Here is a 16,520-nt window from a genome sequence, read left to right on the forward strand (position 1 = left end):
TGCGGCTTTGGTCGCAGGGCGGCTTGTCAGGCGCGTCATGGCTGGGCAATCTGAAGGCTCACGCAGAGGCGCAGGGAGACTGGTATGACGCAAATCGATGCACGTCTACGCGAGGACGTTCACCAGCTCGGTGAGCTGCTCGGCAGTACCATCCGCGACCAGCACGGCGAGGCCTTTCTCGACAAGATCGAGCGCATCCGCAAGGGCGCCAAGGCCGCGCGCCAGGGCTCGGCCGACGGCGCACGGCAGCTCAGCGACACCCTTGACGGGCTCGCCGACGACGAGCTGCTGCCGGTGGCCCGGGCCTTCAACCAGTTTCTCAACCTGGCCAATATCGCCGAGCAGTACCACCGCGTGCGCCGTCGTGAAGCCGGCGAGGCGCAACCCTTCGAAAACCGGGTGTTCGACGAGCTCCTGCAGCGCCTGCGCGCCAATGGCCATGATCGCGAGGCCCTGGCCCGCCAGGTCGCGCAGCTGGATATCGAACTGGTGCTCACCGCGCACCCCACCGAGGTATCACGGCGCACGCTGATCCAGAAGTACGACGCCATTTCCGCCCAACTGGCCGAGCAGGACCACAGTGACCTGTCGAACGCCGAGCACGATGCCATCGCCAGCCGCCTGCAACGGCTGATCGCCGAGGCCTGGCACACCGAGGAAATCCGCCGGGTGCGACCCACCCCGGTGGACGAAGCCAAATGGGGCTTCGCGGTGATCGAGAATTCACTGTGGTACGCGCTGCCCACGGTGATGCGCAAGGCCGACCAGGCGTTGCAGCGCGAAACCGGGCAGCGCCTGCCCCTGGAGGCCGCGCCGATTCGCTTCGCCTCCTGGATGGGCGGCGATCGCGACGGCAACCCCAACGTGACCGCCAAGGTGACCCGCGAGGTGTTGCTGCTGGCCCGCTGGATGGCCGCCGACCTGTACCTGCGCGACATCGACAGCCTGGCCGCCGAACTGTCCATGCAGCGCGCCAACGACGAGCTGCGCGCCCGCGCCGGCGACAGCGCCGAGCCGTATCGGGCGGTGCTCAAGCAACTGCGCGAGCGGCTGCGTGCCACCCGTACCTGGGCCCACGAATCCCTGGCCGGGCCGGTCAATCCACCGGCGCAGGTGCTGCACGACAACGCCGACCTGCGCGAGCCGCTGCTGCTCTGCGACCGCTCCCTGCATGACTGCGGCATGGGCGTGATCGCCGATGGCCCGCTGCTGGATTTCCTGCGCCGCGTCAGCACTTTCGGTCTGTTCCTGGTGCGCCTCGACGTGCGCCAGGACGCCACCCGCCATGCCTCGGCCATGGCCGAGATCACCGAGTACCTGGGCCTGGGTCGCTATGACAGCTGGGACGAAGAACAGCGGCTGGCGTTCCTGCAGGATGAACTGCGCGGTCGCCGGCCCTTGCTGCCGGCCGATTTCAAGCCCAGCGACGACACGGCCGAAGTGCTCGCCACCTGCCGCGAAGTGGCAGCTGCGCCGGCAGCCTCGCTGGGTTCCTACGTGATTTCCATGGCCGGCGCCGCCTCGGACGTGCTCGCCGTGCAGCTCTTGCTCAAGGAAGCCGGCCTGCGCCGCCCCATGCGCGTGGTGCCGCTGTTCGAGACCCTGGCGGACCTGGACAACGCCGCCATCGCCATCGAGCGACTGCTCGGTCTGCCGGACTATCGAGCCGGTCTGCAGGGCCCGCAGGAAGTGATGATCGGCTATTCGGATTCCGCCAAGGACGCCGGCACCACGGCGGCCGCCTGGGCGCAGTATCGCGCCCAGGAAAGCCTGGTGAGGATCTGCCGTGAACATGCTGTCGAGCTGTTGCTGTTCCATGGCCGCGGCGGCACCGTGGGGCGCGGCGGCGGCCCGGCCCACGAGGCGATCCTGTCGCAGCCGCCCGGTTCGGTGAACGGGCGCTTTCGCACCACCGAGCAGGGCGAGATGATCCGCTTCAAATTCGGCATGCCGGATATCGCCGAGCAGAACCTCAATCTCTACCTGGCCGCGGTGCTGGAGGCCACCTTGTTGCCGCCGCCGGCGCCGCGACAGGCTTGGCGCGAGCAGATGGACAAGCTGGCCGCCGACGGCGTGGCCACCTACCGCGGCGTGGTGCGCGAGCATCCGCAGTTCGTCGAGTACTTCCGCCAGGCCACCCCCGAGCAGGAACTCGGACGCCTGCCCCTGGGCAGCCGGCCCGCCAAGCGCCGCGAGGGCGGGGTGGAAAGCCTGCGGGCGATCCCGTGGATCTTCGCCTGGACCCAGACGCGTCTGATGCTGCCCGCCTGGCTGGGCTGGGAGGCCGCCCTGCGCAATGCGCTGCAGCGCGGCGAAGGTCAGCTGCTGCGCGAAATGCGCGAGCAGTGGCCGTTCTTCCGCACCCGGATCGACATGCTGGAAATGGTGTTGGCCAAGGCCGACGAGTCGATCGCCAGGCTGTACGACGAGCGCCTTGTGAGCAGCGAACTGCATCCCCTGGGCGCCCATTTACGCGACCTATTGTCGCAGGCGAGCGAGGTGGTGCTGGGCCTGACCGGCCAATCGCAGCTGTTGACCCATAGTCCCGAGACCCTGGAATTCATCACCGTGCGCAACACCTACCTGGATCCGCTGCACCTGTTGCAGGCCGAATTGCTGGCCCGTTCCCGGCAGCGCGAACAGGAGGCAGGCAGCGCGCTGGAGCAGGCGCTGCTGGTCAGTGTCGCGGGAATCGCCGCCGGGCTGCGCAATACCGGTTGAGGGCTGCCGCCGACTGGCTAGTTTCAGGGATCAGGGGGCAAAAAGCCGGGAATTTCCGGCTATGTGCAGACATTGGTCGCTGGAGGCGCGCTTGCGACTTTGGTTGCATGGCGCCCGCTGCTCGGCTGCGTTCAAGCTGTACAGGCGTAACGGCACAAGCACGATGAAGTCGCCATGGGCGGCGACTTTCGACCGCTTGTGCGGCATTGGAGCGCTGTGTATCTTGATCGACCTTCTGACAGTTCGGCACCTGGCCGGGCTGGCGAAACCCAGTTGCGATTGGCCCCGCAAGGCGAGTCCACCATCACTACCAAGAACTTGAGGAGCACATCGATGCGCGTGATTCTGTTGGGGGCGCCCGGTGCCGGCAAAGGTACTCAGGCAGGTTTCATCACCAAGAAATTCTCGATTCCCCAGATCTCCACCGGCGATATGCTGCGTGCGGCGGTCAAGGCCGGCACCGAGCTGGGCCTGGCAGCCAAGAGCGTGATGGACGCTGGCGGCCTGGTTTCCGATGAGCTGATCATCAACCTGGTCAAGGAGCGCATCGCCCAGCCCGATTGCGCCAACGGCTTCCTGTTCGACGGCTTCCCGCGCACCATTCCGCAGGCCCAGGCCCTCAAGGATGCCGGCGTGCAGATCGACCACGTGGTGGAAATCGCCGTCGACGACGAAGAGATCGTCGGCCGCATCGCCGGTCGCCGCGTGCACCCTGGCTCGGGCCGCGTCTACCACACCGAGCACAACCCGCCGAAAGTAGCCGGCAAGGACGACGAAACCGGTGAAGAGCTGATCCAGCGCGAAGACGACAAGGAAGCCACCGTACGCCATCGCCTGTCGGTCTACCATTCGCAGACCAAGCCGCTGGTGGATTTCTACCAGAAGCTGTCGGCCGCCGAGGGCACGCCCAAGTACAGCGCCATCGAAGGCGTCGGCTCGGTCGAGCAGATCACCGCCAAGGTGCTGGCAGCGCTGAGCTGACCTGACCCACTTCTACAACGGCCCGCTTGCGGGCCGTTGTCGTTTCTGGGCATGCCAGGGCGGTCGCGACTCAGGCGCAGGTCGCATGCGAGCAGTCACGGCAGCTGCCGTTTCGCTACTATCCAGCATCTTCGTTGCCAGCTGGCATGTCCGCAATTCCAGTCGGCGCCCGTCTGCGTCTGCTGGTTTGCTCGACCGTCACGAAGAACTTCGAGAAAGGCGGTCATAACCACCACCCCATCAGAGTGCATTCCATGACCCAGAACAGAAGATTCGCCTGCTTGCCCATCGCCCTCGCGTTATCGGTACTGAGTGCATCCGTCGCCCTGGCCGACGGCGCCCCCGACAAGAAGGGCGAGTGCTCGGTTGACCAGTTCACCATGGCGCTGCGTTACCAGCAGCAATCGGCGGAAGTTCGCGCCTTGCAGATGCAGGCTTACAACATTGCCACCGAGAAACTCGACGCCGCCGTGGCGGCGGCCGATGATCCTTCCAAGCTGGCCATCGTCACCGACGTGGATGAAACGGTGATCGACAACTCCGCGCTGCTGGCACGCGATCTCGCCAACTGCCACACCTACGACGGCTGGGACACCTGGTTGCCCTGGGAGCGTGACGGCGATCCGGTGCTGATCCCCGGTGCCAGGAAATTCCTCGAGCATGCCGACAAGCTGGGTGTGGCCATCCGCTACGTGTCCGACCGCTCCGAGGAGCAGAAGGACTACACCCTCAAGGCCCTGAAGAAGCTCGACCTGCCCCAGGTCAGCGCCGACAGCGTGCTGCTGCTCGGGCCGCCCAAGGTGGAGCGTCGTGCGCTGGTCGCCAAGGACCATCGCATCGTGATGCTGCTCGGCGATACCCTGCATGATTTCGACGCACGGTTCCGCAAGACACCGGTGGCCGAACAACGCGCCACCGCCGAAGCCGAGTCGGCGAAGTGGGGCACCGAGTGGATCGTGTTCCCGAATGCCGGTTACGGCACCTGGTCCAAGGAGCCGCTCAAGGCCTGGGCCGCCAAGCCCGTTATCGAGAAGTGGTAGGCCCCCTGGCCGATCGCTGATCGGTTGTTCGGCGCCCGCCTGGGCGCCGGTGCTGGGCTCGGGCGGTCGCCTGGCCGCCAGGCGTGCTTTCGGCGGCACCGGTTGGCTCGCTGCGCTGGAAAAAACCGGCCCAAACCGTTTTAATGCCCGCCCGCTCAGCCACCTGTACACAATGCCATGACCACTCTGCTGGCCCTCGACACCGCCACCGAAGCCTGCTCCGTCGCCCTGCTGCATGACGGCCGGGTGACGAGCCACTACGAGGTGATTCCGCGCCTGCATGCCCAGAAGCTGCTGCCGATGATCAAGGCGCTGCTGGCCGAGCAGGGCGTCGCGCTGGCGGCGCTGGATGCCATCGCATTCGGGCGCGGCCCAGGGGCCTTCACCGGTGTGCGCATTGCCATCGGCGTGGTGCAGGGGCTGGCCTTCGCCCTGGACCGTCCGGTGCTGCCGGTTTCCAACCTGGCGGTGCTGGCACAGCGCGCGCAGCGCGAGCAGGGTGCCAGCCAGGTGGCCGCCGCCATCGATGCGCGCATGGACGAGGTGTACTGGGGCTGCTACCGCGCCGAGGCGGGTGAGATGCGCCTGGTCGGGCGCGAAGCGGTGCTGGCGCCGGAGCGGGCGCAACTGCCGGACGGTGCCCAGGGCCAGTGGTTCGGTGCCGGCACCGGCTGGGGCACTTTCGCCGAGCGTATCGGTGGCCAGGTCGTGGCCTGCGATGGCGCGATGCTGCCCCATGCCGAAGACCTGCTGAGCCTGGCCCGTTTTGCCTGGGACCGGGGCGAGGCCGTGGTGGCCGACCAGGCCCAGCCGATCTATCTGCGCGATCAGGTCGCTACGCCGAAGATGCCGCCGCCGGCGGGCTTTTGAACCATGGCCGACGAGAGGGTCGTCCTTTTGTCGTCAACTTCTCGGCATCCATTGCCAAGGGGGGGCGGCGCAGCTAGATTGCCAGTACTTCCGCACGCCTTCCTGCCGAGCCTTCATTGATGCGTATCGACGGTAACATCGCGCCCTACTCACCGGATCGTGGTCCCCGCTCGGGAACCGCGGTCACGCCTTATCGCGAGGCGAACCGGGAAGTAGAGGTCAAGCGCGAGCAACCGTCGTCGACCGCCGGCACCCAGGGCTTCGAGCAGACCCCGCAGATCCGTCGCGTGCAACAGAGCAATGCGAGCACCGACAACTTCCCGGTGCGCTCGCTGGACGTCACCTACCAGCCCGCCATGAGCAATCGCGCCGCCCAGGCCATCGCCAGCTACAGCAGCACCGCAGCCTTCGCCCGCGAGGTGGATGCGCAGCAGGTATTGGGCCTGGATCTCTACGCCTGATCGACTTGGGGTCGGCCTGCCTCGCCTTGTCAGGCACAATAGGCGTTTTCCGCCGATCAGCGATTCTCGATGCTTCCGTACTTCCTTGGTTGTCCCTCCTGGAACGAACTCGCCTGGCGCGGCAGCTTTTACCCGCCAGACCTGAACATGAGCGACAGCGTGGAGCACTATTGCCGCGTGTTCAATGCGGTGGAGGGCAACACCACCTTCTATGCGCGGCCCGACGGGGACAAGCTCGAGCGCTGGGTGGCGCGCATGCCCGCGCATTTTCGCTTCTGCGCCAAGGTGCACAAGGACATCAGCCACGAAGGTGACCTGCGTGACCAGGTGGGCAGCACCCAGGCATTTCTCGACCTGCTCGCCCCGCTGGGCGAGCGGGTCACGCCGCTGTGGCTGCAGCTGCCGGCGCAGTTCGGCCCTTCGCGGTTGGGGGAGCTGGCGGTTTGGCTGGATGAATTCCCTTACCGGCGGATCGCCGTGGAAGTGCGCCATCCGGCATTCTTCGACAAGGGCGACGAGGAGCGGGTACTGAATCGGCTGCTTCACGAGCGTGGCGTCGAGCGTATCTGCCTGGATTCCCGGGCGCTGTTCAGTTGCACCTCCAGGGATCCGGCGGTGCTGCATGCCCAGGCCAAGAAGCCGCGCCTGCCGATTCGCCCGGCGGCGTTCACCGACAGCCCCCAGGTGCGCTTTATCGGCGGGCCCGATCTGGACGCCAACCAGGCTTTTCTGGAGCCCTGGCTGGACAAGGTGGCGGCCTGGATCGAGCAGGGCCTGACACCCCACGTATTCCTGCATACCCCGGATAATCACCTGGCCGCGGCCCAGGCATTGCGTTTTCACGAGCTGCTGAGCGAGCGCCTGCCCGGCTTGCCACCGTTGCCGCCGTATACCGACAACGAGCCCAGAGCCGAGCAGTTGGGGTTGCTTTAAGGCAGGAGCAGCCACTCGCCGCTTTTGCTTTTTGATGTTTCTGCTGCTCGGCAATAGCAGACGACATCAATCGCCCCTTCAGGAGGCCGAATGGAATCGTTGTATAGGGGGACGAGCCGCATGGATGCGACGAGAGGCCTGATGGGCCATGGATGGCCCTTCCAGGCCGGCCCCCGGAACGACGATGCAATGAGGGAACCCCAGCGCAGCTGGGGCTGGATGTCGGGGCTAGACTTTTTGGTTACTTTTGGGGCAATGCTGTACGGACCGGAGACATAGCTGACAGGTGTACGGGGACATGGTTGACACTTTCGGTGAGTAGACCTTGCCGGGAGTCCCACCATGCCCTGGAATACGAGAGATGCTATGAGCCTGAAGGAAGAGTTCGTTGCCTTGGCGTTAGATGCCGCCAGCAACCGACGAGAGTTATGTCGGCGTTTCGGTATCAGTCCGCAAACAGCATACAAATGGCTACGCCGCTATGCAGAGCATGGCTCCGAAGGATTGCAGGAGCACTCAAGGCGGCCGCACAGCAGCCCCTCTCAGACGCTACCGGATCTTGAGGCAAAGGTTGTCGCCTTGCGTCGCGAGCACCCTGCCTGGGGCGGGCGCAAGATTAGCCATGTGCTGAACTGTTCCATTGCGCCCAGCACGGTCACCAATGTTTTGCATCGACACGGCTTGGTCGAGCCAGCAGGCGAGGAGATCAAGAAGCCTTGGCTGCGCTTTGAGCATGATGCGCCCAATGACCTCTGGCAGATGGACTTCAAAGGCTATTTTCAGACCGCTGAGGGTCATTGCCACCCACTTACCGTGGTGGACGATCACTCGCGCTTCAGCCTTGCGATCCAGGCTTGTGGCAATCAACAGCGTCTGACGGTTCAGGAGAAGCTCATTGAGATCTTTCGCTGTTACGGTTTACCGGCGCGCATCAATGTGGATAACGGCCCGCCCTGGGGGTCACCACGTAACCCGGGAGAACTCTCTGAGCTCGGTGTTTGGCTGGTCAGGCTAGGCGTCAGGTTAAGTTTCAGCCGTCCTTACCATCCTCAAACCAATGGTAAGTGCGAGCGATTTCATCGAGCACTCAAGCTCGAAGCCCTCAAGGGCAAACACTTTCATAGTTTGGATGAGGCGCAAGCCGCCTTGGATCGCTGGCGCAACATCTACAACCATCAACGGCCTCACGAAGCCCTGGGCTATCAGGTGCCGATGTCACGTTACCGCATGAGCCCCTGGCGATTTCCTGAGACGCTGCCTGAGTTCGAATATGGCGTGGATGACGTGCTGACCAAGGTCTATCACAACCGCTTGCGCTTCAGGAAACGCTACTTCCGTGTCGCCAAAGGGCTAGCTGGGCAACTGGTTGCTGTCCGTCCTCGTGCAGACAGTGACTTATTATTTGACCTGTATTTTTGTCATCACCATCTTCGAACCATCGACCTGAACATGCCGGATTATTAGCGTCCATAATGTGTCAACCATGTCCCCGCACATGCGTCCACTATGTCTCCGGTCCGTACAGGGCAATGCCAAAAGTAACCCGCTCGTCAGAGCGGAACCGAACGTACAAACAACACGTTGATGCTGGCTGACTCGCTGTAGCAGCTATGCTCGTGATTTTCGCGGGCATGGCCCGCTCCCACAAATACTCCGCCGATGTCCGCTCTCGCCACCTTCCTGGCCGTCAAGCCAGGCGCAGGTGGTTGTCCCAGAAGCCGGCCGGCAGTTCCAGGGGCTGCATGGCGATGCGTTCGCTGCGGCAGTCGTAGAGGCGGCAACGGCCGATACCGGCGCTGACCACGAAACCGTTCTCCACCGCGCCGACGCCGGCGCAATCGGGCAGGGCGGCGTCCAGGCGCACCGCGCCGTTGTCCAGGTCCCAGATGAACAGGCGATTGCCCCGCGGTGCGGTCATCGCCAACAGGCGCAGGTCGCTGTGCACCGCCACGCTGGCAGTGTACTGGCTCATCATCTGGCGCTGTGCATCGGCCATGGGGAAGTGCTGGAACGGCTGGCCCGGGCGCTTGATCGCCACCAGCGGCACGGCGTCCATGGCATCGCCCATGTATTGCTGGCCGCTGACCACGGTGCCGTCGCTGGCCACGGCCAGGTGGCGCACGCTGTTCATCGGCTCGGGCAGCTGTTCCTTGCTGCGCAGGGTACCGTCGCGGCCCATCAGCACCAGGCTGGCCTCCATGGCGTCGAGGTTCATCTCCACCCGGCTTTCCGCCTCGGTGCGAATGCCGCCGTTGGCCACCACCAGGGTTTCACCGTCGGGCATCCACAGCAGCTGGTGCGGGCCCAGGCCGTGGCTGGACAGCTCGTCGCGGTGCACCAGGCGCTCGCCTTCCAGGCGATAGGCGCCGATCACGCCACGACCGGGGTCGCGGGTGTCGTTCTCGGTGGCGTACAGCCATTCGCCGTCCTTGTGGAACACCGCGTGGCCGTAGAAGTGCCGATCCTGCTCGCTGTGCAGGGTCTGCAGCAGGCGGCCATCGCGGGTGTCGATCAGGTAGCTTTCGGTGCTAGGGCGGCGCCCGACGAACAGCGCCATGGGCAGGCTGGGGTGGGGCACCACGTCATGGCAGCGCTCGGTCACCTGGGTGACGAAGGCGCGCTCGCCATCGAGGCGATAGCCGACCGCATAGTGCTTGCCGCCTTCATCGTTGCGCGCTGACAGCAGCAGCGGCTGGTGGCCGGTATGGGTCAGCTTCCAGCCGCCGACGGCGCCGGCCGCCAGCAGGGTGGCGCTCAGGCCGAGGAATGCCCGGCGTTTCATGGTCATGGTTCAGTCTCCGTCGTGGGCGTTGAAGCCCAGCTGGATGCCCAGCGCCCGGGCCAGCTCGCCTTCGTGCAGGCGGTGCAGCACGTTGAGGCTGTCGTAGAAGGCGTTGAGACTCTGGCGGCCGGCGTCGTTGGCGAGCAGTTCGCCGAGCGGGCGCTGCAGGCCGGCGAGCTGCTTGCGGCTCTCGGCGTAGGCAGCATCGATGCGTTTCTTCAGATCGGCCTGATCGCTGCCGAGCAGGGCCTGCAGGCCGTCATTCTTGGCGCCGTGCCAGAGCTGCTCGGCGCCGCTCAGAGCGGCACCCAGGTTGCTCAGGCTGGCCTGGCTGCGCCAGGCTTCGGCCTGGTAGGGCTGCGGCACACCCTTGCTCTGCCGGCCCAGGGGGGCGCCGAGCTTCTTCTTCAGGCCGTCGATGGCGCTGACCTGGGTGCGCAGCATGTCGGAAATCGCCTCGCCCGCTTCGGCGTACCGCTCGTTGGGGAAGGTGCGAAACAGCGCCAGGGCGCCTTCGTCGCCTTGCCACTTTTCCAGCACCGTGCTGGCCAGTGCCTGCTGGTGCTCGCCGATGGCTACCAGCAGCGGGCAATAACGGGCTTTCTGCTCGGCGTTGTGCAGGTCGATCTCGGGGTCGAACATCAGGTATTCGTATGCGGTGAGCCCCTGGACCACCACGCTGGCCTTTTCCAGATCGGCCGCGCCGAGTTGCGGCTTGGCCTTGACCAGCGCCTCGACCTGGCGGGCCACCAGGTTCTTCTTGTCCGGCCAGAACTGCACCTGCCAGGCGCGGTTGCCTTCGGCCAGCGGCCCCACCGCCAGTGGCTGCAGGCTGGCCCAGGCGCTCTGGGCGGTGAAGAAGGCTTGGCGGGCGCTGCCCAGGTCTTCCTGGCCGGCGCAGAACGCCTTGGCGCTGCTGGCCAGGGCAACATCCGCCTCCTTCCAGGTGGCGTGGGCCGGTAGCAACACGCCTTCGGCCAGCGCCGAACTGGTGGTGGCCTGTGGGTCGGCCGGCGAACAGGCAGCCAGGGTCAGGCCCAGCAGGGCGACGGTCAGCGGAGAACGAATCATGCGCGGCTCCTTACAGTGAGTTCAGAAAGGCCAGGAGCGCGGCGCGCTCCTCGCTGGAAAATTGCAGCACCCGCTGCTTGGCTGCTTCGGCTTCGCCGCCGTGCCAGGCGATGGCTTCGAGCAGGTTGCGGGCGCGGCCATCGTGCAGGAACTGGGTATGGCCGCTGACCGTTTCGGTCAGGCCGATGCCCCACAGCGGCGCGGTGCGCCACTGGCGACCATTGGCAAGAAACTCGTCGCGGCCATCGGCCAGGCCGTCGCCCATGTCATGCAGCAACAGATCGCTATAGGGGCGAATGGTCTGGCCTGCCAGCTCCGGTTCGGCGGCATCGGCGGCGGTAACGAAGCTGGGCGTGTGGCAGCCCTGGCAGCCGGCACGGTGGAACAGGCTCTTGCCGGCCAGCACCTGGGCGTCGTCGACACCACGGCGCGCCGGCACGGCGAGGTTGCGGGTGTAGAACAGCACCATGCTCATGATGTTGTCGCTGACTTCCGGCTGGCCGCCATGGGGCGCTTGGCGGCAGGCGGTCGGCGCCTCGGTGCAGCCGTCGGTGGGCAGCAGATTGCTGGTCAGGCCCATGTCCTGCAGGAAGGCGTGGGCGTTCTGCTGCTCGAGCGTCGGTTGCCCGGCCTTCCAGCCGAAACGGCCAAGGACGGTTTGCTGACGTGCATCGTCCCACACCCGATTGGGCTGGCCCCTGATGCCATCGCCGTTGCGATCATCCGGGTCGGCGTTGGCCAAGATCGCTGCTTCGGGAATCGCCTCGAGCAGCCCCAGGCCGATCATCGGCGGAGCGACGCGCGCCGAGAACAGGGTGGCCGGGTGCATCGGCCCGTAGCCAAGCTGGCTGATATTCAGCTGCGGTTTGCGCAGCTCGATACTGTAGCCGTCGGCGAAGCGCACCTGCTCGGTGCTGTATTCGACGCGCACCTTGCCTTCCGGGGCAACGCCGGGGTTGGCCATGTCCTGCAGCTGGGCGCCGTAGGTAGGCTCGGGCAGCACACCGAGGCGCTCCAGTACGGCACGGTCGGCGTCACCAGCCGGAATCGACAGGCGTACCAGCATCGACATCGCGTTGACGCTGCCTGGCTCTGGCGGGTGGCCGCGGCCATCGCGGACATGACAGTTCTGGCAGGCATTGGTGTTGAACAGCGGGCCGAGACCGTCACGGGCCGTGGTGGTCGAGGGGGCGATCACCCAGGGGTTGCGAAAGAAGCTGTTGCCCACGCTGAAGTCCAGGCGGCGTTCGGGCGCCAGATTGGCGGAGGGCAGGGAGAAGGCCACGCGGTCGCTGCGTGACACGGTGGCAGCGCCGCCGGACAGTGCTTCGCCGGGTTCGGCTGCGGTGAAAGTCGGCGACTTGTCGCAGGCGGTCAGGCCGAGAGCCAGAAACAACAGTGGCAACAGGCGACCGGGTGACGCTGGCATGGATGATCCGCAGGGCAGAAATCGAGGGCGGGAATCTTAGCAGTCTGCGCCGGTTTAAATAAGATGGATTTGCGTTTAATCGGCCAGCGCAACCAGGCTCTGCGCCGGAACCCAGCCGGTTTCGCCGCTGACCTCGCGCAGGCACCATAGCCAGCCGTTGAGGTGGCGGCTGGCAACCAGGTGTTCGTTGATCCGGGTATCCAGTTCCCGCGCGGTATAGCCTTCCAGCGCACGTGCGCTACCGTCGCCAAGCAATTCGAGAATGCTCAGCGGCACCCAGCCGCCAGGGTGTGCGTCGGTGCGGCAGAAATACCAGTCTTGCCAGTCTTCAGGGCCGTCGTAGCGCTCGCCAAGCTGAAGCAGGGTTCCGGCGTCGAAGCCGATGGGGTCCGGATATTCGCTCCGGTGGGCGGTGACGACCACATAGCATGTGGGCTTCATGAATACCTCCTGTGCTCGCGACGTGGTACGCCGCCAGGCACAAAAAAGCCGGTGCGAAACCGCGCACCGGCTTGTTCATCGCTCGGTTACCGTGCCGATCAGAACTCGTGATCGGCGGTGTCCGGGTTCAGGTCGCTGATGCCCAACTTGCCGGCGGCCTGTTCGATGGCACCGGTCTGCTTGACCAGGGCCGCGATGGCGTCGCGCACCAGTTGCTGGCCTTCGGCATTGCCGGCGGCGATCAGTTGATCGAAGTGCACACCCTTGTCGGCGCTGTCGACCAGGGCCTGGAGCTTGGCCTGGGTGGCGTCCAGATCGGCCTTCACGGTGCTGTCGGTGGCGGCGTCGGCCTTGGCGACCAGCGACGACAGGCTCGGGCCGCTGAGGGTGCTGCCGTCGACCTTCTTGTACTCGCCCAGGTAGACGTTACGGATGCCCAGGCCGTTGTAGTAGTGGGAGTTGTGGGTGTTGTCGCTGAAGCAGTCGTGCTCGTCTTCGGTGGAGTTGGCTTCCAGGGCGACCTTCATGCGCTCGCCGGCCAGCTCGCCGAGGGACAGGCTGCCCATGCCGAAGAGCATCTTGCGCAGGCCGTTCTCGGCGGATTCGCCTTCCAGGGTGGCGCGGTAGTTGTCGGCCACGCCGGCTTTCCACTGACCGGCCATTTCGTCGAGGTCGGCGACCAGCAGCTCGGTGGCGGCTTTCAGGTAGGCACGGCGACGCTCGTTGTGGCCGCCGGTGGCGCCGTCACCGACCAGGTAGTCAGTGGCCGGACGCTCGCCGGCGCCGGGACCGGTGCCGTTCAGGTCCTGGCCCCAGAGCAGGAACTCGATGGCGTGGTAGCCGGTGGCGACGTTGGCTTCGGAGCCGCCCAGCTCGTTGAGGCTGGCGAGCAGGTCCGGGGTGATCTCGGTGACGTCGAGCTTGTCTTCGCCGACCTGGATCTCGGTGTGGGCGATGATGTTGGCGCCTGCCGCCGGGTTGCCCAGGGCGTGCTGGTAGTCGGCGTCGACGTAGTCGATCAGGCCTTCGTCCAGGGGCCATGCGTTAACCTGGCCTTCCCAGTCGTCGACGATGGTGTTGCCGAAGCGGAACACTTCGCTCTGCATGTAGGGGACGCGCGCGGCCAGCCAGGCTTCGCGAGCGGCTTTCAGGGTTTCGTCGTTGGGGTTGGCGAGCAGGGCATCGACGGCGCTCTGCAGCTTCTTGGCGGTGCTGGCGGCGTCCTCGAACACGGCGGATGCCATATCCGCGTAATGCTTGACCACGGCCTGTGCAGCGGCTTCGTCGAAGGCGCCGGCTGCTGCTGGAGCGCTGCTGCCGGTCGCTTGCGCAGCCGGGGCGGCGGCTTGGTTGGCAGGCGCCTTGTCTTCGCCGCAGCCCGCGAGGGCAATGGCGATGGTCAGCAGGCTGGCAGAGGCCAGGGGCATACGAATCATGACGAAATCCTTTGCGTGTTAATGGAGAGTACGCGTGGTGCTCCACGCGGGCTGCAACATAATGCGAAAGATTTGCATTTTAAGCAAAGGGTCGATGTGCCAGCACCGGATCGCGCCGGCTGGCGCGATCCGGTTTTGAGGCGGGAGGTCAGAGCGTGGCGGGATTGATATGCCGCTGCGAGCGGCTTGACTGCTTGAGGTACTGGGTCAGCTCGCGGGCCGGCAGCGGCCGGCTGTAGTAGTAGCCCTGACCTTCATGGCAGCCCTGGGCGATGATGTAGGCTTCCTGCTCGGCGGTTTCCACGCCTTCGGCGATGACCTGCATGCCCAGGCTCTTGCCCAGCTGGATGATGGCGCGAACGATGGTGGCGTCGTCCTCGTCGTCGAGCAGGTCCTGCACGAAGCTCTTGTCGATCTTGATCTTGTCCAGGGGCAGGCTCTTCAGGTAGCTGAGCGAGGAGTAGCCGGTACCGAAGTCGTCGATGGCGATCAGCGCCCCGGAGCGGCGCAGGCTGAGCAGGTGCTGGGCGGCGGTGCTGATGTCCTCCATCAGGCCGGTTTCGGTGACTTCCAGCTCCAGGCTGCGCGCCGGCAGGCGATACATCTGCATCAGGTTGTTGACCACCCGCGGCAGCTCGGCGTGGTGCAGCTGTACGGTCGACAGGTTGACCGCCATGCGCAGGTCGCCATAGCCCTGGTCGTGCCACTCGCGCAGCTGGCGGCAGGTCTGGTCGAGTACCCACTCGCCAATGGCGATGATGCTGCCGTTCTGCTCGGCCAGCGGGATGAACAGGTCGGGGCCGACGAAGCCGTGCTGCGGGTGCTGCCAGCGCAGCAGCGCCTCGACGCCGACCACCCGCTGGTCGCGGTAGCTGATCTGCGGCTGGTAGACCACGTGCAACTGGTTCAGCGCCAGGGCGTCGCGCAGGTCCTTTTCCAGCTCGCGGCGGCGACGCATCTCGCTGTCGACGCTGGCGATGTAGAACTGGTAGCGGTTGCGCGAACGGCTCTTGGCCAGGGTCATGGTCTGTTCGGCCTTCTGCAGCAGCTTCTCGGGGCTGTCGCCATCTTCCGGGAACAGGGTGATGCCGATGGTAGCGCGCAGCTGCACCTGGTGATCGTCGAGGGTGAAGGGCGTTTCCAGGTCGTCGAGCACGCTCTGCGCCAGTTCGGCGGCTTCGTAGGGCTGCTCGATATCGGCCTGCACCAGGGCGAACTGATCGCCGCCCAGGCGCGCCAGGGCGCCGAGCCGACCACTGTGGCTGCGCAGGCGGTCGGACAGCGCCAGCAGCAACTGGTCGCCGGTCTGGTAGCTGAACTGCTCGTTGATGCCCTTGAAGTCGTCCAGGCCGACGCACAGCACCGCCACGCGGCGCTGCAGGCGGCCGGCATCCTCGAGGATCTGTTCGAGTTGCTGCTGCAGTTGCAGGCGGTTGGGCAGGCTGGTCAGGAAGTCGTACTGCGACATGCGCTGCAGGCTGTTTTCCGCCTCGCGGCGCAGGTGCGTGTTGCGTTCGATCGAGGCGAGCAGCCCGTTGGCGGTGTTGATCCACAGGCCCAGTTCGTTCTTTTCGTTGCCGGCGAGCATCGGCAGCTTGTTCTCGCTGGGGCGGTCCGGGTTGATGTTGCTCAGGTGCTCGATGATCTTGGCCAGCGGCTTGGTGAGCAGCCAGTAATAGACCAGGTACAGCACCAGGCCCATGGCCAGGGCGCGCAACACCCCGGAGATGAAGATGATCACCGAATTGGTGAGAAAGCTTTCTCCGTACAGCGCGGTGTCGAGGGTGATGTTCAGGTCGCCGTAGTATTCGTTGTACGGCTCGCGGCCGACCAGACGGGTGCTGAACTGCTGCTCCTCGCCGAGGATCGGGTCGGTCAGCCAGCGCAGGGGCAGGTCGGCGAGGGGGCGGCTCTTCTCGGCGAGCATCTGCTCACCCGGATGGCCGATGGACGCCTGGCGCACCGACTCGTGCTGGAACAGGCCTTCGACCACCTGCATGCCCATCTCGCGATCCAGGCTGTAGACCGCCTGGGTGGAGGGGTCGCGGAACATGCCGAGAATGCGCTGGGAATCGCTGGTGATGGAATGGCGCGTCTTGTAGATGTCGAACACGATCTGCCCGAGGCTGAGCACCACGCCCACGGCAAGCGCGGACAACAGCACCACGCGCAGCAGTTTCACGGACAGGCTGTGCTTGAGTTCCAGCTTCAAATGGCAGTTCCTTGTGCGATACCCGGCGCCGGATTGGAGTTGAGTATTGGCAAACTCGCGTTGCCAGTCAAAGGCCGTATGCATGGGGCGACCAATCTGGTCGCGCCCAGGGCGCGGCGGACGTTTCCCGTGACGACGCGGCT

General features: G+C 65.5%; 13 protein-coding genes. 7 read left to right on the plus strand and 6 right to left on the minus strand.

All coding sequences use genetic code 11. The features are described 5' to 3' along the window. Positions 1-84: 84 nt before the first annotated feature. From ppc to K8U54_RS16830, 7 genes are all read left to right on the plus strand, one after another. Positions 85-2,721 (plus strand): phosphoenolpyruvate carboxylase, encoded by a 2,637-nt coding sequence (gene ppc, locus K8U54_RS16800; RefSeq protein ID WP_249906883.1) that lies wholly within the window; start codon positions 85-87, stop codon positions 2,719-2,721. A gap of 333 nt (positions 2,722-3,054) precedes the next feature. Further along, entirely contained in the window at positions 3,055-3,702 is a 648-nt protein-coding gene (gene adk, locus K8U54_RS16805; protein WP_075963049.1) for an adenylate kinase, read from the plus strand. A gap of 281 nt (positions 3,703-3,983) precedes the next feature. Beyond that, positions 3,984-4,742: a 5'-nucleotidase, lipoprotein e(P4) family gene (locus K8U54_RS16810; RefSeq protein ID WP_249906884.1), complete on the plus strand. Its 759-nt coding sequence runs from the start codon at positions 3,984-3,986 to the stop codon at positions 4,740-4,742. Between the two features lie 177 nt (positions 4,743-4,919). Continuing rightward, positions 4,920-5,612, plus strand: coding sequence for a tRNA (adenosine(37)-N6)-threonylcarbamoyltransferase complex dimerization subunit type 1 TsaB (gene tsaB, locus K8U54_RS16815; protein ID WP_249906885.1), 693 nt, complete (start codon positions 4,920-4,922; stop codon positions 5,610-5,612). Between the two features lie 119 nt (positions 5,613-5,731). Next, on the plus strand, positions 5,732-6,073 hold the full coding sequence (locus tag K8U54_RS16820) for a hypothetical protein (RefSeq protein ID WP_249906886.1): 342 nt from the start codon (positions 5,732-5,734) through the stop codon (positions 6,071-6,073). A 69-nt stretch (positions 6,074-6,142) separates the two neighbouring features. Continuing rightward, positions 6,143-7,006, plus strand: a complete 864-nt coding sequence (locus K8U54_RS16825; protein ID WP_249906887.1) for a DUF72 domain-containing protein — start codon at positions 6,143-6,145, stop codon at positions 7,004-7,006. A gap of 342 nt (positions 7,007-7,348) precedes the next feature. Next, positions 7,349-8,470 carry an IS481 family transposase gene (locus K8U54_RS16830; RefSeq protein WP_249906888.1) on the plus strand — a complete coding sequence of 374 codons (1,122 nt, stop codon included), beginning with the start codon at positions 7,349-7,351 and terminating at the stop codon, positions 8,468-8,470. Between the two features lie 223 nt (positions 8,471-8,693). On the opposite strand, the gene K8U54_RS16835 is transcribed toward K8U54_RS16830, so the two are convergent. From K8U54_RS16835 to K8U54_RS16860, 6 genes are all read right to left on the minus strand, one after another. Then, the gene (locus tag K8U54_RS16835) at positions 8,694-9,788 is read right to left on the minus strand and encodes a DUF1513 domain-containing protein (RefSeq protein ID WP_249910460.1); all 1,095 of its coding nucleotides are present in this window, start codon (positions 9,786-9,788) and stop codon (positions 8,694-8,696) included. Between the two features lie 9 nt (positions 9,789-9,797). Continuing rightward, positions 9,798-10,859, minus strand: coding sequence for an imelysin family protein (locus K8U54_RS16840; RefSeq protein ID WP_249906889.1), 1,062 nt, complete (start codon positions 10,857-10,859; stop codon positions 9,798-9,800). Between the two features lie 10 nt (positions 10,860-10,869). Further along, the gene (locus tag K8U54_RS16845) at positions 10,870-12,288 is read right to left on the minus strand and encodes a di-heme oxidoredictase family protein (protein ID WP_249906890.1); all 1,419 of its coding nucleotides are present in this window, start codon (positions 12,286-12,288) and stop codon (positions 10,870-10,872) included. A gap of 75 nt (positions 12,289-12,363) precedes the next feature. Further along, entirely contained in the window at positions 12,364-12,729 is a 366-nt protein-coding gene (locus K8U54_RS16850) for a ligand-binding protein SH3 (RefSeq protein WP_249906891.1), read from the minus strand. A 98-nt stretch (positions 12,730-12,827) separates the two neighbouring features. Next, on the minus strand, positions 12,828-14,165 hold the full coding sequence (locus tag K8U54_RS16855) for an imelysin family protein (protein ID WP_249906892.1): 1,338 nt from the start codon (positions 14,163-14,165) through the stop codon (positions 12,828-12,830). Positions 14,166-14,313: 148 nt separating this feature from the next. Beyond that, positions 14,314-16,377, minus strand: a complete 2,064-nt coding sequence (locus K8U54_RS16860; RefSeq protein ID WP_249906893.1) for a putative bifunctional diguanylate cyclase/phosphodiesterase — start codon at positions 16,375-16,377, stop codon at positions 14,314-14,316. Positions 16,378-16,520 lie beyond the last annotated feature (143 nt).

This window comes from Pseudomonas fulva (assembly GCF_023517795.1).
Taxonomy (GTDB): Bacteria; Pseudomonadota; Gammaproteobacteria; order Pseudomonadales; family Pseudomonadaceae; genus Aquipseudomonas; species Aquipseudomonas fulva_D.

What these genes read in the sequence shown, in the direction of transcription:
- ppc (WP_249906883.1), top strand. Translation starts at nt 85, where the DNA reads ATGACGCAAATCGATGCACGTCTACGCGAGGACGTTCACCAGCTCGGT.
- adk (WP_075963049.1), top strand. Translation starts at nt 3,055, where the DNA reads ATGCGCGTGATTCTGTTGGGGGCGCCCGGTGCCGGCAAAGGTACTCAG.
- tsaB (WP_249906885.1), top strand. Translation starts at nt 4,920, where the DNA reads ATGACCACTCTGCTGGCCCTCGACACCGCCACCGAAGCCTGCTCCGTC.
- K8U54_RS16820 (WP_249906886.1), top strand. Translation starts at nt 5,732, where the DNA reads ATGCGTATCGACGGTAACATCGCGCCCTACTCACCGGATCGTGGTCCC.
- K8U54_RS16825 (WP_249906887.1), top strand. Translation starts at nt 6,143, where the DNA reads ATGCTTCCGTACTTCCTTGGTTGTCCCTCCTGGAACGAACTCGCCTGG.
- K8U54_RS16830 (WP_249906888.1), top strand. Translation starts at nt 7,349, where the DNA reads ATGCCCTGGAATACGAGAGATGCTATGAGCCTGAAGGAAGAGTTCGTT.
- K8U54_RS16835 (WP_249910460.1), bottom strand. Translation starts at nt 9,788, where the DNA reads ATGAAACGCCGGGCATTCCTCGGCCTGAGCGCCACCCTGCTGGCGGCC.
- K8U54_RS16840 (WP_249906889.1), bottom strand. Translation starts at nt 10,859, where the DNA reads ATGATTCGTTCTCCGCTGACCGTCGCCCTGCTGGGCCTGACCCTGGCT.
- K8U54_RS16845 (WP_249906890.1), bottom strand. Translation starts at nt 12,288, where the DNA reads ATGCCAGCGTCACCCGGTCGCCTGTTGCCACTGTTGTTTCTGGCTCTC.
- K8U54_RS16850 (WP_249906891.1), bottom strand. Translation starts at nt 12,729, where the DNA reads ATGAAGCCCACATGCTATGTGGTCGTCACCGCCCACCGGAGCGAATAT.
- K8U54_RS16855 (WP_249906892.1), bottom strand. Translation starts at nt 14,165, where the DNA reads ATGATTCGTATGCCCCTGGCCTCTGCCAGCCTGCTGACCATCGCCATT.